We start from the raw sequence: 25815 nt of genomic DNA, 5'->3' as shown, positions 1-25815 counted from the left end.
GACACCTACCCAAAAGGATCGCTAAAACCATCCCGAATTAGCGTTTCCCCTGCCCGAAAATGGCAGGACGATGGATGTCAAGCCCCTCTCTGGACCACCTCAGGAGCTAGAGCTAAACCAGACCACACCCTTTTGGAAAGGCAGTCCGATGCTACATACCTCAGATTCTTGTCTTGATGCGTGGATAGGCCGGGAGGCCCTCGCCGAGGCTATGATTCCGGTGATCGGCCGGCTGTACCGTGAAAACAACGTGGTGATCAGCATCCATGGCCGGTCCCTGGTCAATAAGTCCACAATGAGCATCCTGAAGGCGCACCGCTTCGCGCGCCGGATCAGCAAGGATGAATTGCCCCTTGAGGAGACGGCGCCACTGCTGAACACGCTGGCGCAGCTGGAGCTGGGTGCCGCTGCCATCGATATCGCCCGCTTGAACCAGAAGTTCAAGTCCGACGGTGGCCACCGGAGTTTGGAGGAATTCCTCCGCGCCGAACTGGCTGAGGTAGTGGGCAAGCGCGGCGCGGACAGCCGCGCCAGCACCGACGTCGTACTTTACGGCTTCGGCCGCATCGGCCGCTTGGTGGCCCGCCTGCTCATCGAAAAGGCGGGCGGCGGCCACGGCCTGCGTCTGCGCGCCATCGTGGTTCGGCGCGGCTCCGACAACGACCTGGCCAAGCGCGCCAGCCTGCTGCGCCGCGACTCCGTCCACGGCTCCTTCGAAGGAACCATCCGCGTGGACACTGACGCCAACACCATCACGGCCAACGGTGTTCGTATCCAGGTCATCTACTCGGACAACCCGGCCACCATCGACTACACCGCCTACGGCATCAACAATGCCCTCGTGGTGGACAACACCAGCCGCTGGCGCGACGCCGAGGGACTCGGCCAGCACCTTCTGAGCAAGGGTGTGGCCCGGGTCCTCCTGACCGCGCCGGGCAAGGGCGACTTGAAGAACATCGTGCACGGCATCAACCACCGTGACATCACGGACGCGGACCGGATCGTCACGGCCGCCTCCTGCACCACCAACGCCATCACCCCGGTCCTGCAGGCCCTGAACGACAAGTACGGCGTGATCCACGGCCACGTGGAGACCGTCCACTCGTTCACGAACGACCAGAACCTGATCGACAACTTCCACAAGGGCGACCGCCGCGGACGCTCCGCCGCCCTGAACATGGTGATCACCGAGACGGGCGCCGCCAAGGCCGTCGCCAAGGCGCTCCCGGAGCTGCAGGGCAAGCTCACCGGCAGCTCCATCCGGGTCCCTACCCCGGACGTGTCCATGGCCATCCTCAACCTGAACCTGGAACGCGGCACCACCAAGGATGAGGTCAACAACTACCTCCGTGAGATGGCGCTGCACTCGGACCTGCGCCAACAGATCGACTACATTGACTCCCCCGAGGTGGTCTCCACCGACTTCGTCGGTTCCCGCCACGCCGGCATCGTTGACGGCCTCGCCACCATCGCCAACGACAAGAACCTTGTGCTCTATGTCTGGTACGACAACGAGTTCGGCTACAGCTGCCAGGTGGTCCGCGTCATGGAAGAAATGGCCGGCGTGAACAGGCCATCATTCCCCGCAGCGGATGTCGTTGAGGAGGCCATGTCGGTGCTTGCCGCCGTGGAATCGGCCTCCCCCACGATTTGAGCCGACCATGAAAATTGGAATCCTCACCAGCGGTGGCGACTGCCCCGGACTGAATGCGGTTATCCGCGGCGCCGTCCTCAAGGGCATTGCCATCCACGGCCACGAGTTCGTCGGATTCCGCGACGGCTGGCGCGGCGTGGTGGAGGGCGACACCATCGAGCTCCCCCGAACCATGGTCCGGGGTATCGCCAAGCAGGGCGGCACCATCCTGGGCACGTCCCGGACCAACCCGTTTGCGAACGGCGGCGGCCCCGACATCATCAAGGCCCACATGGACCGGCTGGGCATCGACGCCATCATCGCGATCGGCGGTGAAGGAACACTCGCGGCCGCCAAGCGCCTGACGGATGCAGGGCTGAAGATCGTGGGTGTTCCCAAGACCGTGGACAATGACCTTGACGCCACCGATTACACCTTTGGATTCGACACCGCGGTCCAGATCGCCACTGAAGCCATCGACAGGCTGCGGACCACCGGCGAGTCCCATCGCCGGTGCATGATCGCCGAAGTGATGGGCCGGCACGTCGGCTGGATCGCGCTGCACTCCGGCATGGCTGCAGGCGCCCACGCCATCCTCATCCCGGAACAGAAGGTCAGCATCGAGCAGATCGCCCAGTGGGTGAAGGAAGCCCACGCCCGCGGGCGGGCACCGCTCGTGGTCGTGGCCGAAGGCTTTATGCCGGAGCACATGGAGAGCCCGCACTCCGAGCGCGGCCTGGACACCTTCGGCCGTCCGCGCCTGGGCGGCATCGCTGACCAGCTGGCACCGGAACTGGAAGCCCGGACCGGCATTGAAACCCGCGCCACCATCCTGGGCCATATCCAGCGCGGGGGCGTCCCGTCAGCCTTTGACCGCGTTCTTGCCACCCGGCTGGGCATGGCTGCCATCCATTTGGTGGTGGAGGGCCTCTGGGGCACCATGGTGGCCCAGAGGGGAACGGACATTGAACATGTGGGCTTCCAGGACGCTCTGGGCCGGCTGAAGACGGTTCCGCAGAAGCGCTACGATGAAGCTGCGGTGCTGTTCGGCTGACGCGCCTCAGTTTTGCGGCTCCGCGCCGAAAAGGCCTAACGCTGTCGGGCACAATGGAAGGCATGACGCTCACGACTTTCGCCCTCATCCGCCATGGCCAGACAGACTGGAACGCGCAGCGTCGGCTGCAGGGATCCAGCGATATTCCGCTGAACGACGTCGGCCGCGGCCAGGCGCGTGAGGCCGTCGGCGTGCTGTCCGGGCAGGCGTGGGACACGATCGTATCCTCGCCGTTGAGCCGCGCTGCTGAAACCGCCGAACTGATCGCCGCCGGCCTGGGGCTCACAGTGGCACGGCACGTGCCGGAGCTTACGGAGCGCAGCTTCGGATCCGCCGAGGGCCTGCAGGCCGGCCCGGAACTGGAGGCATTGCGCATCCCCGGCGGTTTCCGTGGCGCCGAGAGCGACGACGAAGCTGCCTGCCGGGGCCTGGCCGCCTTGGAGGCACTGGCCGAGGAGTTCAGCGGCCGCCGCGTTTTGGTTGTCGCGCACGGAACGCTCCTTCGCCTGACCCTCAGCCGTGCCATCGGCAGCACCCTGCAGAGCATCGACAATGCCGTGCTCAACCTAGCCCACCACCACGCCGTCGACGGCTGGCAGCTCGAATACTTCAACGGCGAACGGGTAGTGGAGGCCGCCCACAGCTGACGGATGTCGCTGCTGCCTCTGTCCCCGGGGGCTCGACAGGTCTACCTTTTTCCTAGGGGCCGGGCAAGCAAGAGGTGCGCCGGGATCAGGGTTTCTACTCAACGAGGAGTGGGACGGGACATGAAGGCACGAACCATAATATTGGGGATCATCGTCCTGTTGCTGGTGGCTGGCGGGGCGGCGTTTTTTTACTTCAATAATTTGAGAACCAGGGCTGCTGACTACAATCCGCAGATCCACCCGGCTGATTTCACGACGAAGATAACTAATAAGTACTTCGCGCTTCCCGTCGGAAAGAAAATGACCTATGAGGCGGGCGGCGACAGGATCGAAATCGAGATCCTGAAGGAGACGCGGGTCATCGAGGGCGTCGAAACGGTCATCTACCTGGACAAGGAATTCAAGAACGGGCAGCTGGTCGAGGAGACCAGGGACTACCTTGCCCAGCACAAGAACGGCGATGTCTGGTACTTCGGCGAGGACGTCAATAACTTCAAGGACGGCAAACTGCAGGATCATTCAGGCAGCTTTATCCACGGCCAGGACGGTGCAAAGGCCGGAATCTGGATGAAGGCCGAACAGCGCGTGGGCGACACCTACCGGCAGGAGTACTACCTGGGCCATGCCGAGGACATGCGGGACACCATCGCCACCGGCCAGACCGTCACCACGAAAATGGGCACCTACACGGACTGCGTCAAAGTGGACGACTGGACGCCGCTGGAGTTCAACTCGCGGGAGCACAAGTATTACTGCCCTGAGGTGAGCTCCCTGGTCCTGACCGAGGAAGCAAACGGCAGACGCTCAGAACTCACCCATATCGACCTGCCGTAAGCGGTTACAGGATCCAGGATCCCCCGAAACGAACATCGGAGCGTGACAGCCAGGGCCGGTTGCCGGCCCTGGCTGTCACGAACCTGCTAGCGCCGCACGTCGTCGACGCCGTCGGTTTCGATGCGTTCCTTCCGGACTTCTTCATCGACGGTCACTTCGTCGGTCACCGTGTCCTTATCCAGGCGGACCCGCTCGACCGGAACGGTTTCCTTCTCGATCACGGGACGCTCCTCGTGGAGGGTCACCTCGTGTTCCTCTTCGCTGATGTCCGGGCCGGACAAGGCCGCATCCCGCTCCGCGTCTGTGATGGGCTCTCGCTCGATCCGGACCTCTTCGCGCTGCACCGGGACAGTCTTGGTGACGTTCTCCGTGGTGACGTACTTGCGAAGCCTGGCCCGTCCGGCGGCCTGCCTTTCCGTGCCGACGTTGAGCCGCTCCTCGGACCGGGTCATCGCGTCATCAGTGGTGGGACTGGGACCTGATGTGTCGCGTCCAACCGTTCCGGCGGCGTCGGCCGTTCCGGTCCGGCTGTCGCTGTACGCGGCGTTGCCTGTATTGGCATAGCCCGCGTCTCCGCGGGTTCCTGTTTCCGTGTAATGCTGGTTTGCGTCGAGACCGTAGTGACCGAAGAGCCGGTCCTCTTCCGAGGGTTCGAGGTGGCCGTCCGTTTCCACCCTGGGCGCGTCTTTCACCTGGTCCTTGGTGTAGGGAACCACGACGTCGTCGCCTTCAAGACGGGCGCCTTGCAGCGGGACAAAAGATTCGGTCGTGCCGAACAGACCGGTATTGACCGTGACCCAGGTCGGCTGGCCATCGGCGTCGTCTGCGTAGACCTGGCCCACAGACCCGATCTTGTCCCCGTCTGCAGAAAGGACGTTTCCCTTGCGCTGCAGCAGGTCATCGATGTTTTCCTTGGTGAGCATGGCGTCTCCTTGGATCTCAGATGCTTTGAGTAAACAACGCCTCCCTGCAGGACGCTGCACCCGAATACAATAAGCATGCTTAGAGTCACGACCTTTGGTCTTGCGGAGGAAATAGCAAGCGTGCTTACTATCTTGGGGATCGATGTTACCCGCCGGATCCAGCACCGCTGGTTCTCCTCAAGGAAAGAGAGCAACGATGACCGAGAACGCACACGGCACTGGAATGTCCGCGAACGTGGCCGGCCAGGTTGCCGGCTCTGCCCAGAACGTGGCGCAGACGGCCATGACCGAGGCAAAGAACGTCGCCGACGAGGCCAAGAACAGTGCCAAGGATCTGTTGCACCAGGCAAAGTCCGACCTCACTGACCAGGCCGGCTTCCAGCAGGCCCAAGCCGCAGAAGGCATCCGAACCATCTCCTCACAGCTGCGGACCATGGCTGACGCGCCGAACCAGCAGGGTGTGGCATCGGACTTGATCCGGCAGGTCGCCGACCGCTCCGAATCGGTCGCGTCCTGGCTGGACAACCGCGACCCGGGCTCACTCCTGGGCGAAGTCAAGTCCTTCGCCCGCCAGCGTCCCGGCACATTTCTCCTCCTAGCGGCTGGCGCAGGCCTCCTGGCCGGACGACTGGGACGCAGCTTGCCGGCCGGCGCCCCCAAACCCGGAACCGTAACAGGCTCCACTTCCTTGCAGTCCCCCAGGCCTGACACAACGGAGGGCACCGTTACGACAGGCGCAGGCGAGCCCTTCTATGACCGGTTCAGCCTTGGTGAACCTGCCTTTGGCGAGCCGAGCATCTCGGGGACAGGACCTGTTTCCGTGCAATCGCTTCCCACTGGTTCGACGGCAGGAGCACTCCGCAATATTGATGACCCATATACCGACGGCGGAGGTCGTCCCCTGTGAGCGGGCTGATCCCCGCTTAAAAGCGGGGCCGCCGTCTAAAAACGGGGCCGCCGTCGTCTGGATCGGCCGCTCCCTGAAGCGTATTCTGAAGACACGCTTTTTTTGGGGTGTGAACCGCAGTGATGGTACGCAAAAGCTTGGCATCGCGATCGCAATCGGCCTTCGCAAGGCTGCTCGGGTTCGTGGTGCTTAGTTGCGTCTGTGGCGCCTTGGTTGCTGGCTACTTCGTTCCGCAGATTGCCGCTGCCGGCGCCGCGATGAGCGGCTCGCTCAACTTCTATAACGGGCTCCCGTCCGACCTGGCGGTGCGGCCCCCGGCGCAAACCACAAGGATCCTGACCTCGGACGGAAAGCTGATCGCCTCGTTCTACGAGGAAAACCGGGTCCGGGTTCCACTGAAGCAGATGTCGCCGTACATCAAGGACGCCGTGGTAGCGATCGAGGACAGCCGGTTCTATGAGCACAGCGGCGTCGACCCGGTGGGCGTCCTCAGGGCGCTGGTGAGCAACGTCTCCGGCGGGGACCGGCAAGGTGCGTCGACACTAACCCAGCAGTACGTCACCAACGTGGCCAACGAAGCCAAAGTAACCTCCGGTCGCGAGGATGAGGTGGTCCTCAGCGGGGAGAAGACCATTGGCGACAAAGTCCGGGAAATGAAGCTCGCCATCGAGCTGGAGAAGAAATTTACTAAGGACCAGATCCTCGAGGGCTACCTCAACATCGTGTTCTTCAATCGCGGCGCCTATGGCATCGAGGCTGCCGCGCAGCACTTCTACAGCGTTCCGGCCAGCAAGCTCAGCCTCCCCCAAGCCGCAATGCTGGCAGGGCTCGTCAACAGCCCCAGCCTCTACGACCCCGTGACCAACCCGGAGAACTCGCTTAAGCGGCGCAACCTGGTCCTGGACGCCATGCTGGCGCAAGACAAGATCACCAAGAAACAGCATGACATTGCCGCCGCCGCCGGCGTGGGCTTGAAAATCCGTAGCTCGAAGCAAGGCTGCGCCGCAGCCACCATCGCCCCCTATTTCTGCGACTACGTATCCCATCTGATCCTCAACAACCGGGCTTACGGGGCTGATGCGGAAGCCCGGGAGCAGAAGCTGTTCCGCGGCGGGCTAACGATCACCACAACGCTGGACAGCCGGCTTCAGGCGGCGGCCCAGGCCCAGGTAAACTCCACCGCCGGCGCCAACCCCGGCAAGTGGGGAGCTTCCCTGCTGACGATCCAGCCGGGAACAGGCAAGATCCTGGCAATGGCCCAGAACACGGTGTTCCTCCCCCAACCAGGCAAGTTCGATACCCAGCTGAACTTCAATGTGGACGCCAAGGACGCCAACGGAAATGACCTCAACGGTGCAGGCGGGTTCCAGCCGGGGTCCACCATGAAGCCGTTCACATTCGCCGAGTGGCTGCACCAGGGACGCAAGATCACCGAGGAGGTGGACGCCTCACGGCGGGAGTACCCACTGGGTTTCCGCTGGCGGGATTCGTGCGCCAAGGTGGTTGGCGGTTACAGCAGCAAGCAGCGCGCCGCCGGCCTTGAAGCTGCGGACGATCTGCAGAACGCGTCGGCGGGTTACTATCGCAGGATGCCCGCCAACTATGGGCTATATAACTCCATCAACACGGCCACCTTTGCCGAGGTCGCGCAGCTGGACATCTGCGGCATCCAAAAGATGGTGGACACCCTGGGCCTGCACAGCGGGCTGGACGGGTCCGGCATCAACATGCACCAGCTGGGCAACGTGCTCGGCGGCACCGCCGTGTCACCGCTCAACCTGGCCACCGCCTTCGGCACCTTCGCCGCCGATGGCCGCTACTGCGCGCCGATCGCCATCCAGCGCGTGGCCGACTTCAACGGACGGGCACTGGCCAGCCAGAAGCCGGCGTGCCGGACTGCCGTGGAGCCGAACATTGCCCGCGGCGTGAACTCGGTACTACAGGACGTGCTCAAGAAGGGTTCAGGGGTCTACATCAACCCCAAAGTCCAGAGCAAGGTCCCCGTGGCGGCCAAGACCGGCACCAACAACAGCAACGGCGCCACCTGGGTACTGGGCTACACCAGCGGCCTTACCACCGCCTCCTTCTTCGGGGACGCCCTGAACGGCCAGAAACGGCCGGGCAGGAACATCACCATCAACGGCAAGCACTACGATCGGATTGACGGCTACATGATCGCGGGACCGCAGTGGGCCAACTACATGCTCAAGGTAGCCAAAATGTATCCGGCGAAACCGTTCCCCAAGCCCCCGGCGTCCATGATCGGGAAAGGCGGCAAATAGGGCCGTTACGCCGGGCTGAAAGACCTACTCGAAGTGCGTCTCCACACCTGAGCCCGAGAGCCTACCCACCAGTTCCACGGCCACGTCGCGCAGTTTCTGATTCCGGTTGCTCGAGACCTTGGCGAGGATATCCATGGCTTCCTGCTGGGAGCACCTGTTCTGCGCCATGATCACCCCGCAGGCGATGTCGATAGCGGTCCGGCTCTGCATGGCGGCCTCCAGGTTCTGCGCACGGGCCTGGGCGGCCCCGATCCGGACTGACAGGTGCAGAGTGCGGCTGGCGATGTCGCCGAACTCGACCGCCTTACCGAAGAGCTCAGGCGTGAAAAGGCCGGGTGTGGGACCGAAGAAATTCAGGGCCGCCCTGGCATCGTCCCCGATGTCCAAAGGAACGCCCAGTGTGCTGTACACGCCGTTCTCGACGAGCCGCTTCTGGTAGTCAGGCCAACGGTCATCCGTATGGACATCGTTGAGTAACTCAGGAGCCATGGTCCGAAGCGCCCGGATGCAGGGGCCGTCCCCGACGCGCTGCTCGATGTGGTCCAGTTCTATTGCGCGCGGACTGCTGCCGGCCACGGTGGCAGTGTGCCTGCGCCGCTTCAAGGTGATCGCGCATTCAATGCCCGTCCCGGCCAGGCCGCTGAGGGTAGATGCAGCAAATCCAGCCAGACCGTCGAGGAAACCGTCAACGTTGTCGGCGCCAATCAGGATGTCCTGCAGCTGAAGTACAGCGGTAACTTCATTCGCTTCCGTCATTCCACAATGCTAAACGCGAATCGGCCAATATGTTCTGGCAGGTGTGGACCGAAAAAGGCAACCGCAGGCTGACTGGGGCGCGCCAAAAAGCCTCACCGCGTCCTCAGGCTGCTGCCTGCGGCGTCCCGAAGAGTTCTGCGGCGAGGCGCAGCAGGTGCTCCGGGATGCTGGTGTCCTTGCCTTTGGCGTCGCGGCCGACGATGACGGCCGGGCCGCGGGCGGCCCCTGCAAGGTCAAGGCCGCAGTCGTGCATGAGTTGGTCGGCGCGGAGGTTCACCGGCAGGTTTGCCGATGTCCCCTCGGCGTTGAGATAAAGGTGCCAGTCGCCCCGGGCGACGGACTCGAAGTCGCCTCCGAGCAAGTCCTTCAGGCTTTCCGGTCCGGCGACGGGTACGACGCGGAGGGGTTCGCCCAGGCGGGGCGGGACTATTAGGGCTGTATGTGTAGTGTTCATCTTTGGTCACTTTTAATAACAATGACCCGCGCTCCGCTGTTCCCGTTGGGCCGGTGTTCCCCCTACGCAGAAGCCTGCTGCCCGGCCTGTACTTGGACCAGTTGTACGTGCACGCCGGCTTCCCTGAACAGCGCCACCTGGCCCGGGTCTGCCCCGGAGTCCGTTACCAGGATCCACGGCAGGGCGAGTTTCGCCCACGCGTGGAACGGACGCTTCCCCAGCTTGCTGGAGTCGGCAAGGACATAGACCGCATCGCCGCGCCGCGCCATGAGTTCCTTGAGCCTGGTCTGCGCGTGGTCCGCCTCGCACAGCCCGTCATCGGCGGTGACGGCGTCGGCGCCCAGGAACACGCGGTCGAAGCTCATGCGCTCCAGGGCCGCCTCGGCAAGGGGACCAACGAACGTCTGGCTCACGCCGCGCAGCCGGCCGCCAAGGCAGTCCACCTGGATCCCCGGCGAGTCAGTGAGCTCCTGCAGTGTGTTGATTCCCGGCGTCGTGACGGACAGGTTTTCCCTCCCGCGCAGGGCGTGCCCCAGTGCACCGACGGTGGAGCCGCCGTCGAGCAGGATGTTCTCGCCGTCCTTCACCTCCGCGGCAGCCCAGGCCGCGATGGCGTGCTTCTGCTCGTACGCCTCGCCGGTCCGCTGCCGCAGGGACGGTTCAGGGTGCGCGCCCAGCGCCACGGCCCCGCCGTACGTCCGCGTCAGCTTCCCCTCCTCGTTCATGTGGGCCAGGTCCCGCCGGATGGTGGAGGCGGTCACGCGGAAATGCCGCGACAGTTCCTCCACAGACGCCAGCCCTGTGGTGACGGCGAGGTGGTAGATCTCTTCGCGCCTGGCTTTGGCGGTGGTCATCTGTGGCTCTCCTTTTGCTGTCACCATCGTAGGGGGCGGGCGGCCGCGCGACTCACAGGGAGGCGCCGCCGCAAATCACGTAGTTCTGACCCGTGATGGACTTTCCGTGCGGCCCGAGCAGGAAACCGGCGAGCGCCGCAACGTCCTCGGGATCCACGAGCTGGCCGAGGGCCGGCAGCATGGGCGGTGTGGCCGCCCGCCCGGGGTCAGCCAGCATGGGCGTGTCCGTGGGCCCCGGCGACAGCACATTAACTGTGATGCCGCGCGGGGCAAGCTCCTGCGCCCACGTCCTGCCCATGCCCATCAGCGCCGCCTTCGTGGCAGCGTACTGGCTCTTGCCGGCCGCGCCCGTGGAGGTCCGGCTGCCGATCAGCAGCACCCGGCCGCCGTCGGGCATACGCGGCACTACCTCGTTGGCCAGCGCACTGGCGGCCCCGACGTGCACGGCGAACATGCCGGCGAGCGCCTCCGGGTCCAGCTCGCCCAGCAGCGCAGTGCGCTGGTATCCGGCGGCGTGCACCAGCGCGTCCGCGGGGTCAAATCCCGCCGCGGTTTCCGCCACCGATGCTGGGTCGGACAGGTCCGCGTGCAGCCACCGGAATCTTGGCCCCAGCGATGTCTCGCTGCGGCTCAGCCCGGTGACGGCCCAGCCGTCGGCCAGCAGCCGTTCGGCGATCGCCCTGCCGATGCCGGAGCTGCAGCCCGTGACAATCGCGTGGCGGGCGCCGGTCACCGCTCATCGCCACCTGGCGTCGTGCTGCCCTCATAGGCCCACTGCGGGTCCACGCGGACGTACTTGATGGCCTGCCGGAAGTAGGTGTACGCGATGTTCAGCGCACCGTCCGGGCCTTGGTGGACCGACGGGTAGGAGTACTCCCGGTTCAGGCCGTCGCGGGAGTTGTTGGACAGGCAGTAGCCGTCCCCCACGTCGAGGTTGCGCCGGACGGGCCAGCTGCGGCCCGAGTCCTCCGAGATGGCCAGCGTCATGGGCGAGCGCGGCGTCCCCCAGAAGGCGCGCCGCCCGCCGTCGTCCGTTCCGGCGCCGGCAGCCGGACCCGGTTCGGTGAGCTGGCCCTGTTCGGCAGCCAGGCCGTCGTCGTCAATTTCGTCGTACAGCGAGAGCCGCCGCTCAGTGTTCTCCTCCGCGCGGCTGTGGTTGTAGACCAGCGCCAGGCGGCCGTCGGCGAGCGCCGCGAACTGGATGGAGGAGTTGTTGTTGGGCAGCTCGGTGGGAACGGGCTCGCTCCACGTGGTGCCGTCATCGGTGGAGCGGGATTCGTAGATCGCGTCGGCCCAGCGGCTGCGGAACAGCGCCAGCAGCGAGCCGTCGGCCACGGGCTGGATGTTCATGTGGACGCAGCCCAGGCTCCCCGGCAGGATGTGCTCGCTCCAGGTGGCCCCGCCGTCGTCGGAAATCATCACGGCACTGTCGTCGCTGTTGCCCACCCACTTCTCCCCCGGTGTGGTGATGCAGCGGAAGATCGGGATGATCAGGCGGCCGGACGGCAGCAGCACCGGCAGCTGCCGGACGAAGACGCCGCCCGTTTCGTTGGCGGGGAACAGCGTTTCCACCGGCCCCCAGGTGCGGCCGCTGTCTGTGGAAGTACGACGGCGGACCTCCGCCGTGTCCTGGTTGCCCGCCTTCTGCGCGGTGTACAGGAGCCAGAGGACTGCGTCTTGACCGGCAGGGCCCGGCGCCGTGAACAGGATGGGGTTCTGCTCCGACCGGGTGGGGTCATCCGAAAGCTGCTGCGCCGGTGACCACTGGCCGCTGCCCGGCTCCAGGGTGGAGAACCAGATGGAGATGTCCGGCACGCCTTCCTGGGTGCCGCCGAACCATACGCAGCCGAGGCGGCCGTCCGGCAGGGTCAGAAGGTTGGCGGCGTGGCTCTGCACGGTGGGCGCCGGCAGGTACGCGAAGTCCGCGCCGTCCGCGCGCTTCACGGCGCCGTCGGGGGTGATGGTGCTGTAGCCGGCGTTGGTTGTCTGCATCCCTCAGCCCTCCGACTTTGCGGCGGCCAGGTGCGCCTTGGCGGCCAGCTCCAGGTGGGTCAGGTCCGACGCGACGGTGGTGAACGTGTAGCCCTGGCGCAGCCGCTGGGCGGCAATCTCCCCGGCGGCGGTGTGGATTCCGGCCGCGATGCCTGCCGAGGCGGCCGCATCGGCGATGGTATCCAGCGCCGCGTTGAACTCGGCCTCGATGGCGGGATCGCCCGGGAAGGCGCCGCCGACGGCGATGGCCAGGTCCGAGGGGCCCACGTAGATGCCGTCCAGGCCGGGCGTCGCGCAGATCTCCTTCACGTTGGCCAGCCCCTCGGGCGTCTCGATCATGGCGAAGACCAGGGTGGCGGCGTTGGCTTCGGCGGGCACCGGGCCGATCCGCAGGGCCGAGCGCATGGGCCCGTAGGACCGCCCGCCCAGCGGCGGGTACTTCGCGGCGGCGACTGCGGCCGCGGCATCCGCGGCATTGTTGACGAGCGGGACGATCACGCCGACGGCGCCGGCGTCGAGCGCCTTGCCGATCGCGGTGAAGTCGTTGGCCTCCACCCGCACCATGCCGACGGCGGTGTGCCCGGCGTCGATGGCCATCAGGCCGTTCAGCACGCCGGAGTAGCCGAGCAGCCCGTGCTGCGCGTCCAGGGCCACGTAGTCGTAGCCGAGCCGGCTGATGCGTTCCGTTGCCACGGGCGCGTCCAGCACTGCCCAGTAGCCGACGGCCTGCTCCCGGGCGCGGACCTTGCGGGCGAATTCGGTAGCGAGTTCAGATGTCATGTGGTGTCTTCTGCCTTCAGTTCGGGAAATCAGCGGGTAATCAGCGGTTGTAGGCCGGCATGGGTCCGCGGAGCCCGGAGCCGACGGCGTCGCACGCAGCACTGACGTCCTCCGGCAGCGGTCCCTTGGCCACGGCGGCGATGTTGGAGCGCAGCTGCTCCACCTTGGAACCGCCCAGCAGCATCGAGCCGACGCCGGTCCGGTAGGCGAGCCAGCGCAGGGACAGCTCGGCCAGGGTGATGCCTGCCCCTTCGGCGATGCCGGCCAGGGCGCTGACGGCGTCGAACAGCTGCTTGTCCCAGTAGCGCTGGGTGTACATGGCGGCGAGCTTGGAATCACCGAAGCGGCCCTCCGAGGGCTTGGCCTCGAAGCTGTGCTTGCCGGTGAGCAGGCCGCCGCCGAGCGGGTTGTAGACCATGGTGTGGACGTTGTGGGTGGCCGCGAACTCGAGGTATTCCTCCTCCACCCGCCGGGCCACCAGGTTGTAGAGCTGCTGCGCCACCACGGGGGCGGGCGCGCCCACCTCGCGGGCAACGTGGATCACGTCGGCGATCTGCCAGGCCGCGAAGTTGGAGACCCCCAGCGCCCCGATCTTCCCTTCTGCCGCCAGGTCCGCCACGGTGCGCAGGGTGTCCTGCAGCGGGGTGGCACGGTCCGGCTGGTGGAGATAGAACAGGTCGATGCTGTCCACGCCGAGCCGGCGCAGGCTGCCCTCCACGCTGTTGCGCAGCCCTTCCGGGGACAGTGGCGAGTGCTGGCCGTGGTCCGCGTGCGGCATGCCGGCCTTGGAGGCGAGGATGACCTCGTCGCGGCGCCCCTTGAGGAGGCGGGCGAGCATCTCCTCTGTCACCCCGCCCACGTACGCGTTGGCGGTGTCGATGGTGGTGATGCCGGCGTCGAGCGCCTCCTCCACCATGCGTCCGGCGGTGGCCTCATCGGCGGTGTCGCCGAACGTCATGGTGCCCAGGACCAGCCGTGAGATGGGAAGCTTCAGTCCTTCCACCGGGGTGCCTTCTGGCTGCTTGCTCATGCGTTGATTCTCCGTGGTTGCAGTATCGGTCGGTTTCAGGGTTTCAGAGGTTCAGGCAGCCGGGTCAGGCATCTTTCAGCGCCAGCGACCGGACGACGTGGCGCGGCTTGAGGCCGCGCATGGTGGACGGGTCGAGGGCGGCACGGCGGAGCTTGCGGGTGTAGTCCTCCCGGGGCGCGGTCAGCACCTGCGCCGTTGTTCCGTGCTCCACGAGCTTGCCGCGCTGCATGACCATGACGCTATCGCTGATCTCCTGCACCACGCCAAGGTTGTGCGAGATGAACACGTAAGTGATGCCAGTTTCGTCCTGGATGGACTTCAGCAGCCGCAGCACCTGGGCCTGGACGGACACGTCCAGCGCACTCGTGGCTTCGTCGCAGACCAGCAGTTCCGGCTTGGAGGCGAGCGCCCTAGCAATGCCGATGCGTTGCCGCTGGCCGCCGGAGAACTCCGCAGGGTGGCGGTCCAGGGACTTGGCCGGCAGGCCCACCTGGTCGATCAGCTTCGCGGCTTCCTTGTGCCGTTCGGCCTTGGACCGGACGCCCTGCAGCTTCAGCGGTTCGGCCACGATCTCCTGCGCGGTGAGGTGCGGGTCCAGGGAACCGTACGGATCCTGGAAGACCATCTGGAACTTCGAACGGAGCGGCCGCAGCTTGGCTTCGCTCATGGCTGCGATGTCCGTCCCGTCCAGTTCGATCCGGCCGCTGGCCGGGGTCACCAGCCGCATCAGCGCCTTGGCGATCGTGGACTTGCCGCAGCCGGATTCCCCGACGACGGCGATCGTCTTGCCTTTGTCCACGGAGAAGGAGACGTCATCCACGGCGCGGAATGTTCCGCCCGGCACGTGGTAGTCCACCACGAGGTTCTCGACAGAGAGAAACGGCTTAGTCATGGCTGGCTCCGGTGTTGGTCAGGGCGGCCGCTGCCGCTGGGTCGGACTGCGTGTTGCCGGCAGGGGTTTCGTCCCACGGCCCCAAGACCGGCACGGCCGCCAGCAGGTTGCGGGTGTACTCGGTGGCCGGGTGCTCCACGACCTGCTGGACATCGCCGGACTCCACGAAGGAGCCGTCCTTCATCACATGGATGCGGTCTGAGATGAGCCGGGCCACGCCGAGGTCGTGCGTGATCATCAGGATGCCGATGCCGCGCTGCTCCTGCAGTTCCAGCAGGAGGTCGAGGATGCCGGCCTGGACCGTGACGTCCAGCGCCGAAGTGGGTTCGTCGGCCACCAGGAGCTGGGGTTCGCTGGCCAGGGCGATCGCGATCAGCACGCGCTGGAGCATGCCGCCGGAGAGCTGGTGCGGGTACTTCTTCAGCTGCACTTCCGGTGTGGGAATGTGCACCTGTTCCAGCAGCCGGATGGCGCGGGCCCGGACGGCGCCCTTGTCCTTGGAGGCGGCGCTGGCGATCCGGATGGCCTCGGAGAGCTGGCTGCCGATGGAATGCACGGGGCTCAGCGCCGTCATCGGGTCCTGCGGGATGAGCGCGAGGGTGCGGCCGCGGACCTTGTCGATGGCCTTGGGCTCGGCGACCACGTCCACGCCGTCGATGAGCACGGTGCCGGAAAGCACCGCCAGATCGTCCGGGAGCAGGCGGAGGATGCCCATCGCCGTCGTCGATTTGCCCGAACCGGACTCACCGATGATGGTGACCGTTTCACCGCGGTGGATGCTGAAGTTCACGGAATCCACGGCCCGGATGATGCCGGCGTCGGTGATCAGCTCCACCTGGAAGTCGCGGACCTCAAGCAGGGCCGGCTCCGTGTAGTCCTTCGTGGCGGCGGGTTGTGCGTTCATGTCAGGCACCCTTCTTCTTGCGGCGGGGACGGTCGCGGAGGCCGTCGCCCAGCAGGTTCACGCCCACCACCATCAGCACGATCACCAGGCCGGGCAGGGTGACCATCCACCAAGAGGTGGTGATGTAGTCCTGGCCGTCCGAGATGATCCGTCCCCAGGTGGCAAACGGACGCTGCGGGCCGGCGCCGAGGAAGCTCAGGGCGCTTTCCAGGAGCACGGCCTGGGCCAGGAGAAGCAGGACAACCAGGGTGGCCTGCTTGATGACGTTCGGGATGATGTGCTGGATGAGGATCTGGATGCGGTGCAGGCCCAGGATCCGGGCCGCCGAGACGTAGGGCTTTTCGCGTTCCACGAGCACCATAGACCGCGTCAGCCGGGCCACTTCGGGCCATTGGGCTATGGCGATCACGAAGGTGATGACCGGGATCGAGGGGCCGAAGAGCGCCACCACCAGGAGCAGCATCATGAGGAGCGGCAGGGACATCTGGGCTTCGAGGAGGCGGGAGACCACTGTGTCCACCCAGCCGCCGAAGTAGCCGGCGGTGGCACCGAGGATGATGCCGATGGCGCCGGAGACCACCACGGCCAGGATCCCGATGGTCAGGGAGACCTGGCCCCCGTGCAGGACGCGGGAGAGAAGGTCGCGTCCCAGCTGGTCGGTGCCGAACAGGTGGCCGTCCATGAGCGGAGCCAGCCGCCGGGCGGAGAGGTCCTGGTGGTTGGCGTCCGGCAGCGGAAGCACCTGGGCCAGCAGGATGGGAATGATGACGAGCAGCGTGCAGACGGCGCCGATGCGCAGTTTCCACTTGGCGGCGTTGCGGCGGCGGGTGGCCCCCGCCTTCGCGACGAGTTCCTTGGTGACGGCGCTCGGGGACGGCGTCCGGGATGGTTGCGCGGCGGATGCCGCCGGCGTTGCGGTGTCGCTGATGCTCATGCTGCTGCCGCCTTTCCAAGACGAACGCGGGGATCAAGAAGCGGGTAGGCGAGGTCGATGACAAGCTGGACGGCTACGGCCAGCAGGGACGTCAGCAGGACGGTCGCCTGGATGAGGGGATAGTCGCGCGTTTCGAGGGCCCGGACAATCAGGGAGCCGACGCCGGGCCAGGCGAACACGACTTCCACCACCACCACGCCATTCAGCATGGCCGCGAAGCGCGTGCCCAGGGCGGTGAAGACCGGAATGGCGGAGTTGCCCATGGCATAGCGCCAGGTCAGCGCCGGGCCGCCCACTCCCCTGGACCGCGCGACGGTCAGGTAGGGGGCCGCGAAGTTGGCAGTCATCTCACGCCGCACCATCCGTGAGATCAACGCGATCTGCAGGATGGCGATGGTGACCGTGGGGAGGACCAGTCCGCCCCAGGTGGCGAAGCCCGAGGCCGGGAACAGCGGGATCAGGACGGCGAACCCGGTCAGGAGCATGATGCCGGTCCAGAAGTCCGGCATGGACTGCCCGGCTATGGTGAGGACGTTGACGCCGAGTTCCCGGTTGGTGTCCGGTCGGCGGGCCATCCACACCCCCAGCGGGATGGCGACCACAGCGGTGAGGAGGATGGCCGCGGTGGCGAGGGTGAGCGTGTACGGCATCCGCTCGGCCACCACCTGCATGGCCGGCGCCTGGAACGAGTAGGACGTGCCGAGGTTGCCGGTGAACAGCTGCTGCAGGAAGATCCAGTACTGCTCCAGCACGGGACGGTCCAGGCCGAACTGCTCGCGGACCTTGGCCAGCTGCTCGGTGGTGGCCAGCGGTCCGGCGTAGGACACGGCCGGATCACCCGGAGCGAGGCGGATCAGGATGAAGACCGTGGAGACCGTCAGGAACACGGTCAGCAGGCCTTGGCCCAGCCGCTTGAGGATGTAGTTCGTCATGACTCAGGCCTCCAGCCGGACGTCAACAAGGGGGTAGGAGTTGGTGGGCGCCAGGGCCAGGCCTGCCACGCGCTTCTGATGGGCCAGCACCGACTTGGGAACGAATGCCCACGCGCACGGCCAGGTGTCCCAGATGGCCTTCTGCGCAGTGGCGAGCAGCTGCTCCCGGCGTACCGGATCCACCTCGGAGGACGCGGCCTGGATCTTTGCCTGCACGTCCGGGACCACGTAGCCCTGGTAGGTGTCGCGGGTCTTTTCCTTCTCCGCGGTTCCGGCGTACATGCCCTGCATCATGGTGATGGCCAGGCCGGTAGGGCTGCTGAAACCGTTGCCCAGCAGGTCCCAGTCGCCCTGCTTGCCCTGGCGCCAGGCCAGGATGTTGCCGCCGGGCTCGAACTGCTGCAGCTGGGTCTTCACGCCGATGTTGCCGAACATCTCCACCAGCGCCTCCATCACGGAGGTGTCGGACGCGAACTCGCCGGTTTCCCAGATGATCTTCAGGTTGAGGTCCGTGACGCCGAGGCTCTTCAGCGTGGCCTTGGCCTTCTCGGGGTCGTAGGTGTAATTGCCGGTCTTGGCGAAGCCGGTGAGGCTGGACGGGACCACACCTTCGGCTTCGCTGACCGAGTCGACCAGGACGTCCTTGACCAGCGCCTCGCCGTCGACAGCCCAGCTGAGGGCCTGGCGGACGCGGACGTCGGAAAGCGGGTGGCTGGCCGGCTTGCGGAAGTTGTAGAAGATCTGGTTCAGCCGGAGGCTGGACGCCTCGGCCAGGACGACGCCGGGAAGTCCGGCCAGCTGCTCGCGCGAGTCGGGCGTGATGGAGTCAATGACGTCCACCTCGCCGCTGCGCAGCGCGATGACGCGGCTGGATTCCTCCGGCAGGAACCGGACCTCGACGTTGTCCACCTTGGGGGCGGGGCCCCAGTAGTTCTCGTTGCGCTTGAGGCTGTAGGTGCCGGCGCCGCGGTTGAACTTGGTCACCACGTACGGGCCGGTGCCCACGCCTTCCTGCAGCTCCTCCGGCTTGTTCTTGGCTGCCGGGCTGATCAGGATCATGCTCATCAGGGAATCGAGGATGGGGATGGGGTTCTTGGACTCCATCCGGAACGTCCTGTCATCCACCGGTACCACTGTGGGGAATTCCGGGAAGAACCCGGCGACGAAGGAGCCCTGCACCTGCTGGTACATCTTCAGTGCGGTGGCAATGTCCTCGATGGCCACCGCGGTGCCGTCCGAATACCGGACGCCTTCGCGCAGGCGCACCGTCCACGCGGTGGGCGAGGTCATCTCAAAGCGGTCCGCCAGGATCAGGATGGGCTTGGTTTCGGGGCCGATGGCGGTCAGGCCCTGCCGCACGGCACGCTGCACGGTGACGGCGGCGTCGAACTGGTTGAGCTTGTTGTCCAGGCTGACGAGGGACCTGTTGAGGGCCAGCGTCAGGGTGCTGGGTCCCGGCAGGCCTGTGGGGCCGGCACACCCGGCCATGGAGCCTGTGCCCAGGAGAAATCCGGCGGCTGCGCCAAACTGCAGGAGGCGGCGCCGTGAGATCTCACTTCCTTGAGGAAGAACGGTCATCGTTGACCTCTCGGTTGAATGGGACGGCTGGCGGCCGGATGGCCTGCGCCGTGTTACATGCATCACTCTGCCATCTCTGCGCGAAATGCGCAACCGCTCTAGCGCAATTCGCGCAAACATGCCATCATGGTGCTACCGATCCATAGAAGAAGGGAGGACGACGTGACTGCAGTCCTCATCCAGGCCGATGACTTTTCCGGCGCAGCAGAAGTAGGGCAATGCTTTGCAGCCCAAGGGCTGGACACGCGGCTCCTCCTGTCCGCTCCGGCGGCAGACACGGTTGTGGAAGGCGCAGACGCCGGCCACCGTCCGGATGTCGTGGTTGTCGACACCCACTCACGCGCCGTGGCCCCGGAGTCGGCAGCCGCGGCTGCGGCAGCCGTCTTCGGCAGCCCCGCTGCAAACGACGCAGGTGTCCTGTTCAAGAAAATCGACTCGCTGTGGCGGGGCAATGTTGGCCCGGAGCTCGCGGCACTTTCGGCCCTGGGCCATCACGTTGTGGTGGCCGGCGCCCTCCCCCAGCTGAACCGGACAGTCGTGGGCGGCCGGCCCTTTACCGACGGCGTCCGGCTGGACCGCACCGAACTGTGGCGGGCAGAGGCAGCCGCCCCGCCCGCGGAGATCGCGCAGCTGCTGGGTCCTGGCTCTGCAGTGCAGCTCGCGGAGCTGTCCGTGGTGCGGTCGGGCGGCCTCGCCGCCGTCCTTCGCAAGGCACTATCTGGCAAGGCGCTGTCTGGCGAGGCACTGTCTGAAACACCATCCAGTGCCGCTCCTGCCACCGTGATTGTCGACGGCGAGACTCCGGCCGACCTGGAGGCCGTCGCGGACGCGCTGCTGGACCTGGACTTCAGGGCCGGCGGGCGGCGCATCGTACTGGCCGGAACCGGCGGAATGGCCCTGCTGCTGGCCGCGAAGCTGTGCCCCGGCTCTGCGCGAAACGCGCAACAGCACGTGTCACACCGTCTGACGACGGCGGGCGTCCCCCGGACGGTGCTGGCCGCCGTCGGCTCCGCCTCGGCGAAGGCGGCGGCGCAGCTGCGGAACCTGGAAGCCGGCGGCTTCACCGCACTGCGCATCGCTCCCGACGAGCTGCAGCGTCCGGAGGATTTCCGTCCACGGCTCGCGGAAGCTCACCGGCTTCTGGCGGCAGGCGAGCCGGCAGCCCTGACTGTCAGTGCCGACGTCGTCAATCCCGACGAGTCCGGCAGGATCGTACAGAACCTGGCGCGGCTGGCCGCGGACGCGGCAACTGGTCCCGCGTCAGCCACAGACCTGATCCTCACCGGCGGCGAAACGGCCCGCGAGGTACTCGACGCCCTCGGCGTCCGCTCGCTGACCCCGCTGGCGTCCGTACAGCACGGCGCCGTGGTCAGCCTTTCCGACGACGGGCGGCTGGTGGGCACCAAGCCCGGCAGCTTCGGCGACGACGACGCCCTCGTCCAGCTCTACTCCGCCATCAAAGACCTCCGGTCTTCCAACAGCACTTCCCACCCCTCCCTCAAACCTGGAGCTCCAATGACATCAGCAGTGAACGCAACCGAACAGGACACCCGGCCCTTCATCGCCGTGACCATGGGCGACGGCGCCGGCGTAGGCCCCGAGGTGACCGTGGGTGCCCTTCTCGACGAGAACGCCTACCGCGACTGCCGCCCCGTGGTCATCGGCGACGTCCACCGGCTGCAGCTAGGCGCCAAGGCGCTGGGCCTGGAAGCCAACATCGTCGAGGTGGAGACGGTGGGAGAGGCGGTCTTCGAGGCCGGCCGGATCAACGTGATCGATCCGAAGCTGCTTTCTGCCGACCTGCCGTGGGGCCAGGAGTCCGCCGAGGCCGGCAACGCCGCCTACCACTACATCCGGATCGCCTGCGAACTGGGCATGGGCGGCCACGTCCAGGGCATCTGCACGGCGCCCCTGAACAAGGCCGCGCTGCACAAGGCCGGGCACATCTACCCCGGCCACACCGAACTGCTGGCGCACTTCATGGGCGTCGAGGAAGTGTCCATGATGCTGTCCACGCCCAAGGTGAAGGTCATCCACGTCACCACGCACATAGGCCTCATCGACGCCATCAACAAAATCGAGCCCGGCCTGGTGGAGCGGACCGTGCGCCGCGGCCACAGCGCCATGCAGCGCGCCGGCATCGCCAACCCGAAGATCGGAGTGTGCGCCATCAACCCGCACGCCGGCGAAAACGGCCTCTTCGGCTACGGTGAGGAAGCCGAGAAGATCACCCCGGCCATCGAGAAGCTCCAGGCCGACGGCATCGACGCCCGCGGCCCGCTCCCCGCGGACACGGCGTTCTTCCTGGCCGGTCGCGGCGACTACGACCTCATCGTGGCGATGTACCACGACCAGGGCCACGGACCGATCAAGGTCCTCGGCATCGAAGCCGGCGTCAACATCACCGTGGGCCTGCCCGTCATCCGCACCTCCGTGGACCACGGCACCGCCTTCGACATCGCAGGCAAGGGCATCGTGGACGTCCGCAGCATGATCGAGGCGCTGCGCCAGGCGGCCGAGATGTCGCCCAGCCCCGCGGCAGCCTGAGCCGCCCGCGGCAGCCGAGCCCCGGGGCAGCCGCAGCAACCAGTCAGGAAATCTGCAGGCCGCCGTTGATGTCATACGTCGCGGCGGTGATGTAGCCGGCGTCCTCCCCCATCAGGAACACCATCAGGGCAGCGATGTCGCGGACAGTTCCCACCCGGCCCACGAGGATGTCCCTGGACATGTCTGCCTTGCGTTCGTCGGTCAGGGTGCCGCCCATGATGTCGGTGTCAACTGGGCCGGGGGCGATGCAGTTGACGGTGATGTTGTACTGGCCCATCTCCCTGGCCAAGGCCCGGGTGAAGCCGATGATGGCTGCCTTCGACGCGCTGTACGCCACCTTGGAGTAGGTGCCTCCGCCACGCTGCGCGGAGATGGAGGAGACGCTGACCACCCGGCCGAGCCTGCGCTCGATCATTCCGCGCAGCACGCGCTGGGTGACCAGGAACGTGCCGGTCATGTTGATCTTGAAGACCCGCTCCCACGCCTCAAGCGTCTCGTCCATGAACTCCGTGGGTGAGCTGATGCCGGCGAGGTTCGCGAGCGCCACGATGGGCGGCATGTTGGCTTCCACCTCGTCGATGGCGGCGTTCACGGCGGCCTGGTCGGAGACGTCGGCGCCCACGCCACGGGCCAGCACGCCGTATACCGAGGAGATGTCCTCCGCCGCGCGCCTCGCCGCGTCGCCGTCGACATCGAGGATGGCCACGGACCAGCCCTCGCTGGCGAGCATTTCCGCCGTCGCCCGGCCAATGCCCCGCGCGGAAGCGGCCCCGGTCAGCACCGCGGTGCGTTCGGCCGGGAACGTGTCGTGGTGCGTCATGTCGGTGATCCCCTCTAGAGCCTGATGTCGTCCAGTAGTCGGTGTCGTCTAGTATTTGGTGTCGTCGAACTCGTCGGCCGCCACCGCTTCTTCGCCCACCGCGGCGTGTGTGCCCGGCTTCACGTGCCCCTCGGGACGCTTGCGGGCGTACAGATAGGTGGCGACGGCGGTGACCGCGAGGCAGGCAGACAGGAACATCAGGCCGGACCGGTTGTCGCCGGTGGCGTCATTGAGCACGCCCACGATGTACGGCGCCACGAAGCCGCCGAGGTTGCCGAGTGAATTGACCATCGCGAGGCCGGCCGCGGCGGCGGCTCCCACCAGCGCGGTGGACGGCATCGCCAGGAACGGGGCGATGGCGGAGTAGATGCCCATGGCCGCGAGGGTCAGGGCGATCAGGGCCAGGATGGCGTTGACCTGCACCAGGCTGCCGGCAGCCACGAGGCCGACGGCGGCCATCACCATGCTGATGCTGGCGTGCAGCACGCGGTTGCCCGTGCGGTCGGACCGGCGGCCCCAGAAGTAAACGAACACGGCCGCAATCGTGTACGGGATGGCGACAATAAAGCCCACCTGGGTGGTGCTGAACTTGCCGAGGGCGGCGACGATGGTGGGCATCCACAGGCCCAGGCCGTAGATGCCGCAGACCAGGCCGAAGTACAGCGCCGAGTAGGCGACGGTCCGGGAATCCTTCAGGCCGGCCAGGAAGTGATGCGGCTGGCCCTTTTGCTTGTGCGCGAGTTCCTCGTCCATGGTCCGGGTGAGCCATTCCCGTTCGTCGGCGGCGAGCCAGTGCGCGTGGCTTGGCCGGTCCGTCATGAGGACCGGCGTAAGCAGGCCGAGGAGGATGGCCGGGATGCCTTCGATGATGTACAGCCACTGCCACCCGTGCAGGCCGGCGATGCCTTCCATCTGGAGCAGGAGGCCGGACACCGGGGCACCGAGCGCGTTGGAGACGGGCTGGGCGAGGATGAAGATGCCCAGCACCAGCACGCGCTGCGGGGCGGGGAACCACAGGGTCAGGTAGAAGAGGATCGCAGGGAAGAAGCCGGCCTCGGCCGCGCCGAGGAAGAAGCGGATGACGTAGAAGGTGGTCTCCCCGTTCACCAGTGCCATGGCCGTGGCGAAGATGCCCCACGAGATCAGGATGCGGGCGATCCATTTCCTGGCCCCGAACCGGTACATGCCGGCGTTGCTGGGGATTTCCAGCAGCGCATAGCCGATGAAGAACATGCCCGCGCCGAGTCCGTAGGCCGCGGCACTGAGGCCGATGTCCTCACTCATGGTCAGCTTGGCGAAGCCGACGTTGTTCCGGTCCAGGTATGCCACGAAGTAGAGCAGCACAATGAGCGGCATGAGGCGGCCGCGCACTTTTCTAAGGGTCCGGTGGCCTAGTTCGTCCAGATGGTTCGCCGGATTCATAGCGGTCATGGTGCACCTCGCAAGGAGAGACGGGTCCGCCGGCTTCCGCGACGGAACAATTAAGGTGTACCACTCCCTCCAAAAATAGTCATTATGCTTACTAAATTCCTGAGCAACGTCCCGCGCCGCTAGTTTCTGCTGTTCAGCCACTCCAGAAGCCGGTCCAGCGGCCACGTGGTGATGATCCGCTCGGCCGGGACACCGTTGCGTTCGGCCCGCTCGGCGCCGTACTGCAGGAAGTCGAGCTGGCCCGGGGCGTGGGCGTCGCTGTCGATGCTGAACAGGCAGCCGGCCTCGAGTGCCAGCTGCATCAGGTTGTCCGGCGGGTCCTGCCGTTCGGGCCGTGAGTTGATTTCGACGGCGACATTGGCTTCCGCGCACGCCGCAAAGACCCGCTCGGCATCGAATTCGGACTCCGGACGGGTGCCGCGGGACCCCTGCAGCAGGCGGCCGGTGCAGTGGCCCAGGACATTGGTGTGGGGATCCCGGATGCCGCCGAGCATCCGCTCCGTCATGGTGCGCCGATCCGAGCGGAGCTTGGAGTGGACGCTGGCCACCACCACGTCAAGCCGGTCCAGCATCTCCGGCGTCTGGTCCAGCTCGCCGTTTTCCAGGATGTCCACCTCGATGCCGGACAGCAGCCGGAAGCTCCCGTCGGCGGCGCCGTTCAGCCCGGCCACCACGTCCAGCTGCTCGCTGAGGCGCTCGGCAGTCAGCCCGTTGGCGATCTTGAGGTTTGGCGAGTGGTCCGTCAGGGCAAGGTATTCCCGGCCCAGGTGCCGGGCGGCGTCAGCCATCAGCTCCGGAGGGGAACCGCCGTCGGACCAGTCACTGTGGCTGTGCAGGTCTCCGCGGAGCAGCGGGCGCAGCCCGTCTCCCCCCGCGGCGAGTGGTTTGGCGCCGCCCTGGCGCAGCTTCTCCAGATAGTCGGGCACGTCGCCGTCCACAGCCTGCCGGATGACGTTGAAGGTGGTGTCCCCGATCCCCTTCGTTCGCTTGAGCCTGCCGTCGCGGGCGCGCTCCGCCACCTCGTCCGGTGTCAGTGGGCTGATGACACCGGCCGCCTTCCGGAATGCCTGGACCTTGAACGTCGGCGCGGCTGAGCGCTCGAGCCAGAAGGCAATCTCGTTGAGGGCGTCAGCGGCGTCCATGCAGTGCTAGTCCTGGTGCAGCTGGATGTAGTTACCGCAGCCGTCGTCGAACACCGCGGAGATCCCCGACGGATCCTCGGCGGGCTCGCCCCGGAACTGGACGCCGGCGGCGGACAGGCGCTCGTACTCCGCCTTGACGTCCGGTGTGCCAAAGACGATGGCGGGGATCCCGGCGTCGTACAGTCCCTTGCTGTAGGTGGAGGCGATGGGGTTGTCGCTGGGCTCCAGCAGCAGTCCCACGGTGCCGCCGGCTCCGGGGTCCTTGACGATAAAGAGGTTGTGCTCGGGCATGGCCATGAGCGTGTCGAAGCCGAGGGTCTCCGTGTAGAAGGAGTGCGCCGCGGCAGGGTCCTGGACGTGGATGCTGCACATTTTGAGTCGCATGGCGCCTACGCTACGCCGCACGGCCGCCGCTGCAAACGGCCGGGGCGGTACCCATTGACCGGGGCTTTCGCAGGGGCTGCAATTTAAGTGCGGCCCGAATTGCCG

At 66.4% G+C, this 25815-nt stretch carries 24 protein-coding genes; 7 read left to right on the top strand and 17 right to left on the bottom strand.

Translation table 11 applies throughout. The features are described 5' to 3' along the window. The first annotated feature begins 148 nt into the window (after positions 1 to 148). The 4 genes from QF036_RS01855 to QF036_RS01840 all read left to right on the top strand — a co-directional run bounded on the left by QF036_RS01855 (position 149) and on the right by QF036_RS01840 (position 4168). Positions 149 to 1654 (top strand): glyceraldehyde-3-phosphate dehydrogenase, encoded by a 1506-nt coding sequence (locus tag QF036_RS01855; RefSeq protein WP_307098695.1) that lies wholly within the window; start codon positions 149 to 151, stop codon positions 1652 to 1654. Positions 1655 to 1661: 7 nt separating this feature from the next. After that, positions 1662 to 2687, top strand: a complete 1026-nt coding sequence (locus tag QF036_RS01850) for a 6-phosphofructokinase (RefSeq protein WP_307098693.1) — start codon at positions 1662 to 1664, stop codon at positions 2685 to 2687. Positions 2688 to 2740: 53 nt separating this feature from the next. Continuing rightward, on the top strand, positions 2741 to 3334 hold the full coding sequence (locus tag QF036_RS01845) for a histidine phosphatase family protein (RefSeq protein WP_307098692.1): 594 nt from the start codon (positions 2741 to 2743) through the stop codon (positions 3332 to 3334). Positions 3335 to 3454: 120 nt separating this feature from the next. Then, a complete protein-coding gene (locus QF036_RS01840; protein WP_307098690.1) occupies positions 3455 to 4168 on the top strand; it encodes a hypothetical protein in 714 nt (237 codons plus the stop codon). Positions 4169 to 4254: 86 nt separating this feature from the next. Here the strand turns inward: QF036_RS01840 and QF036_RS01835 are convergent, their stop codons facing one another. Beyond that, the gene (locus tag QF036_RS01835) at positions 4255 to 5091 is read right to left on the bottom strand and encodes a PRC and DUF2382 domain-containing protein (protein ID WP_307098688.1); all 837 of its coding nucleotides are present in this window, start codon (positions 5089 to 5091) and stop codon (positions 4255 to 4257) included. 196 nt (positions 5092 to 5287) lie between these two features. On the opposite strand from QF036_RS01835, the gene QF036_RS01830 reads away from it, so the two are divergent. Continuing rightward, positions 5288 to 5998 carry a hypothetical protein gene (locus tag QF036_RS01830; protein WP_307098686.1) on the top strand — a complete coding sequence of 237 codons (711 nt, stop codon included), beginning with the start codon at positions 5288 to 5290 and terminating at the stop codon, positions 5996 to 5998. Positions 5999 to 6120: 122 nt separating this feature from the next. After that, positions 6121 to 8280 carry a transglycosylase domain-containing protein gene (locus tag QF036_RS01825; RefSeq protein ID WP_307098683.1) on the top strand — a complete coding sequence of 720 codons (2160 nt, stop codon included), beginning with the start codon at positions 6121 to 6123 and terminating at the stop codon, positions 8278 to 8280. A gap of 24 nt (positions 8281 to 8304) precedes the next feature. On the opposite strand, the gene QF036_RS01820 is transcribed toward QF036_RS01825, so the two are convergent. The 12 genes from QF036_RS01820 to QF036_RS01765 form a co-directional block, all read right to left on the bottom strand. Next, positions 8305 to 9036, bottom strand: coding sequence for a GAF and ANTAR domain-containing protein (locus QF036_RS01820; RefSeq protein WP_307098680.1), 732 nt, complete (start codon positions 9034 to 9036; stop codon positions 8305 to 8307). Positions 9037 to 9139: 103 nt separating this feature from the next. Further along, complete coding sequence (locus QF036_RS01815; protein WP_307098678.1) at positions 9140 to 9490, bottom strand: DUF3846 domain-containing protein; 351 nt, start codon at positions 9488 to 9490, stop codon at positions 9140 to 9142. A 62-nt stretch (positions 9491 to 9552) separates the two neighbouring features. Continuing rightward, positions 9553 to 10344 (bottom strand): DeoR/GlpR family DNA-binding transcription regulator, encoded by a 792-nt coding sequence (locus tag QF036_RS01810; RefSeq protein WP_307098676.1) that lies wholly within the window; start codon positions 10342 to 10344, stop codon positions 9553 to 9555. A 52-nt stretch (positions 10345 to 10396) separates the two neighbouring features. Then, the gene (locus tag QF036_RS01805; RefSeq protein WP_307098674.1) at positions 10397 to 11077 is read right to left on the bottom strand and encodes an SDR family NAD(P)-dependent oxidoreductase; all 681 of its coding nucleotides are present in this window, start codon (positions 11075 to 11077) and stop codon (positions 10397 to 10399) included. Continuing rightward, entirely contained in the window at positions 11074 to 12336 is a 1263-nt protein-coding gene (locus QF036_RS01800; protein ID WP_307098672.1) for a sialidase family protein, read from the bottom strand. The genes QF036_RS01805 and QF036_RS01800 overlap by 4 nt, the downstream gene beginning before the upstream one ends. A gap of 3 nt (positions 12337 to 12339) precedes the next feature. Further along, positions 12340 to 13116 carry an HpcH/HpaI aldolase family protein gene (locus QF036_RS01795; RefSeq protein ID WP_307098670.1) on the bottom strand — a complete coding sequence of 259 codons (777 nt, stop codon included), beginning with the start codon at positions 13114 to 13116 and terminating at the stop codon, positions 12340 to 12342. 40 nt (positions 13117 to 13156) lie between these two features. Continuing rightward, the gene (locus tag QF036_RS01790; RefSeq protein WP_307098668.1) at positions 13157 to 14146 is read right to left on the bottom strand and encodes an aldo/keto reductase; all 990 of its coding nucleotides are present in this window, start codon (positions 14144 to 14146) and stop codon (positions 13157 to 13159) included. Between the two features lie 64 nt (positions 14147 to 14210). After that, entirely contained in the window at positions 14211 to 15038 is an 828-nt protein-coding gene (locus tag QF036_RS01785; protein WP_307098666.1) for an ATP-binding cassette domain-containing protein, read from the bottom strand. After that, positions 15031 to 15942: an ABC transporter ATP-binding protein gene (locus QF036_RS01780; RefSeq protein ID WP_307098664.1), complete on the bottom strand. Its 912-nt coding sequence runs from the start codon at positions 15940 to 15942 to the stop codon at positions 15031 to 15033. Before QF036_RS01780 ends, QF036_RS01785 begins: the two co-directional genes overlap by 8 nt. 1 nt (position 15943) lies before the next feature. Next, on the bottom strand, positions 15944 to 16876 hold the full coding sequence (locus tag QF036_RS01775; RefSeq protein WP_307098662.1) for an ABC transporter permease: 933 nt from the start codon (positions 16874 to 16876) through the stop codon (positions 15944 to 15946). Beyond that, the gene (locus QF036_RS01770; protein ID WP_307098659.1) at positions 16873 to 17808 is read right to left on the bottom strand and encodes an ABC transporter permease; all 936 of its coding nucleotides are present in this window, start codon (positions 17806 to 17808) and stop codon (positions 16873 to 16875) included. Before QF036_RS01770 ends, QF036_RS01775 begins: the two co-directional genes overlap by 4 nt. A 3-nt stretch (positions 17809 to 17811) precedes the next feature. Continuing rightward, positions 17812 to 19386, bottom strand: a complete 1575-nt coding sequence (locus tag QF036_RS01765) for an ABC transporter substrate-binding protein (protein ID WP_307098657.1) — start codon at positions 19384 to 19386, stop codon at positions 17812 to 17814. A gap of 162 nt (positions 19387 to 19548) precedes the next feature. Here QF036_RS01765 and pdxA point away from each other — a divergent pair, with 162 nt between their 5' ends. Then, positions 19549 to 21933: a 4-hydroxythreonine-4-phosphate dehydrogenase PdxA gene (gene pdxA, locus QF036_RS01760; RefSeq protein WP_307098655.1), complete on the top strand. Its 2385-nt coding sequence runs from the start codon at positions 19549 to 19551 to the stop codon at positions 21931 to 21933. A gap of 43 nt (positions 21934 to 21976) precedes the next feature. Here pdxA and QF036_RS01755 read toward each other — a convergent pair whose 3' ends face one another. The 4 genes from QF036_RS01755 to QF036_RS01740 all read right to left on the bottom strand — a co-directional run bounded on the left by QF036_RS01755 (position 21977) and on the right by QF036_RS01740 (position 25710). Next, complete coding sequence (locus tag QF036_RS01755) at positions 21977 to 22753, bottom strand: SDR family NAD(P)-dependent oxidoreductase (protein ID WP_307098653.1); 777 nt, start codon at positions 22751 to 22753, stop codon at positions 21977 to 21979. Between the two features lie 48 nt (positions 22754 to 22801). Further along, a complete protein-coding gene (locus QF036_RS01750; RefSeq protein WP_307098650.1) occupies positions 22802 to 24184 on the bottom strand; it encodes an MFS transporter in 1383 nt (460 codons plus the stop codon). A 119-nt stretch (positions 24185 to 24303) separates the two neighbouring features. Continuing rightward, positions 24304 to 25326 (bottom strand): PHP domain-containing protein, encoded by a 1023-nt coding sequence (locus tag QF036_RS01745; RefSeq protein WP_307098648.1) that lies wholly within the window; start codon positions 25324 to 25326, stop codon positions 24304 to 24306. A gap of 6 nt (positions 25327 to 25332) precedes the next feature. Then, positions 25333 to 25710 carry a VOC family protein gene (locus QF036_RS01740; protein ID WP_003800526.1) on the bottom strand — a complete coding sequence of 126 codons (378 nt, stop codon included), beginning with the start codon at positions 25708 to 25710 and terminating at the stop codon, positions 25333 to 25335. Between the last annotated feature and the right edge of the window lie 105 nt (positions 25711 to 25815).

Source organism: Arthrobacter globiformis (assembly GCF_030817195.1).
Lineage (GTDB): Bacteria > Actinomycetota > Actinomycetes > Actinomycetales > Micrococcaceae > Arthrobacter > Arthrobacter globiformis_D.
This window is presented reverse-complemented; position numbering and strand designations above follow the sequence as displayed.

What these genes read in the sequence shown, in the direction of transcription:
- QF036_RS01855 (WP_307098695.1), top strand. Translation starts at nt 149, where the DNA reads ATGCTACATACCTCAGATTCTTGTCTTGATGCGTGGATAGGCCGGGAG.
- QF036_RS01850 (WP_307098693.1), top strand. Translation starts at nt 1,662, where the DNA reads ATGAAAATTGGAATCCTCACCAGCGGTGGCGACTGCCCCGGACTGAAT.
- QF036_RS01845 (WP_307098692.1), top strand. Translation starts at nt 2,741, where the DNA reads ATGGAAGGCATGACGCTCACGACTTTCGCCCTCATCCGCCATGGCCAG.
- QF036_RS01840 (WP_307098690.1), top strand. Translation starts at nt 3,455, where the DNA reads ATGAAGGCACGAACCATAATATTGGGGATCATCGTCCTGTTGCTGGTG.
- QF036_RS01835 (WP_307098688.1), bottom strand. Translation starts at nt 5,091, where the DNA reads ATGCTCACCAAGGAAAACATCGATGACCTGCTGCAGCGCAAGGGAAAC.
- QF036_RS01830 (WP_307098686.1), top strand. Translation starts at nt 5,288, where the DNA reads ATGACCGAGAACGCACACGGCACTGGAATGTCCGCGAACGTGGCCGGC.
- QF036_RS01825 (WP_307098683.1), top strand. Translation starts at nt 6,121, where the DNA reads ATGGTACGCAAAAGCTTGGCATCGCGATCGCAATCGGCCTTCGCAAGG.
- QF036_RS01820 (WP_307098680.1), bottom strand. Translation starts at nt 9,036, where the DNA reads ATGACGGAAGCGAATGAAGTTACCGCTGTACTTCAGCTGCAGGACATC.
- QF036_RS01815 (WP_307098678.1), bottom strand. Translation starts at nt 9,490, where the DNA reads ATGAACACTACACATACAGCCCTAATAGTCCCGCCCCGCCTGGGCGAA.
- QF036_RS01810 (WP_307098676.1), bottom strand. Translation starts at nt 10,344, where the DNA reads ATGACCACCGCCAAAGCCAGGCGCGAAGAGATCTACCACCTCGCCGTC.
- QF036_RS01800 (WP_307098672.1), bottom strand. Translation starts at nt 12,336, where the DNA reads ATGCAGACAACCAACGCCGGCTACAGCACCATCACCCCCGACGGCGCC.
- QF036_RS01795 (WP_307098670.1), bottom strand. Translation starts at nt 13,116, where the DNA reads ATGACATCTGAACTCGCTACCGAATTCGCCCGCAAGGTCCGCGCCCGG.
- QF036_RS01790 (WP_307098668.1), bottom strand. Translation starts at nt 14,146, where the DNA reads ATGAGCAAGCAGCCAGAAGGCACCCCGGTGGAAGGACTGAAGCTTCCC.
- QF036_RS01785 (WP_307098666.1), bottom strand. Translation starts at nt 15,038, where the DNA reads ATGACTAAGCCGTTTCTCTCTGTCGAGAACCTCGTGGTGGACTACCAC.
- QF036_RS01780 (WP_307098664.1), bottom strand. Translation starts at nt 15,942, where the DNA reads ATGAACGCACAACCCGCCGCCACGAAGGACTACACGGAGCCGGCCCTG.
- QF036_RS01775 (WP_307098662.1), bottom strand. Translation starts at nt 16,876, where the DNA reads ATGAGCATCAGCGACACCGCAACGCCGGCGGCATCCGCCGCGCAACCA.
- QF036_RS01770 (WP_307098659.1), bottom strand. Translation starts at nt 17,808, where the DNA reads ATGACGAACTACATCCTCAAGCGGCTGGGCCAAGGCCTGCTGACCGTG.
- QF036_RS01765 (WP_307098657.1), bottom strand. Translation starts at nt 19,386, where the DNA reads ATGACCGTTCTTCCTCAAGGAAGTGAGATCTCACGGCGCCGCCTCCTG.
- QF036_RS01755 (WP_307098653.1), bottom strand. Translation starts at nt 22,753, where the DNA reads ATGACGCACCACGACACGTTCCCGGCCGAACGCACCGCGGTGCTGACC.
- QF036_RS01750 (WP_307098650.1), bottom strand. Translation starts at nt 24,184, where the DNA reads ATGACCGCTATGAATCCGGCGAACCATCTGGACGAACTAGGCCACCGG.
- QF036_RS01745 (WP_307098648.1), bottom strand. Translation starts at nt 25,326, where the DNA reads ATGGACGCCGCTGACGCCCTCAACGAGATTGCCTTCTGGCTCGAGCGC.
- QF036_RS01740 (WP_003800526.1), bottom strand. Translation starts at nt 25,710, where the DNA reads ATGCGACTCAAAATGTGCAGCATCCACGTCCAGGACCCTGCCGCGGCG.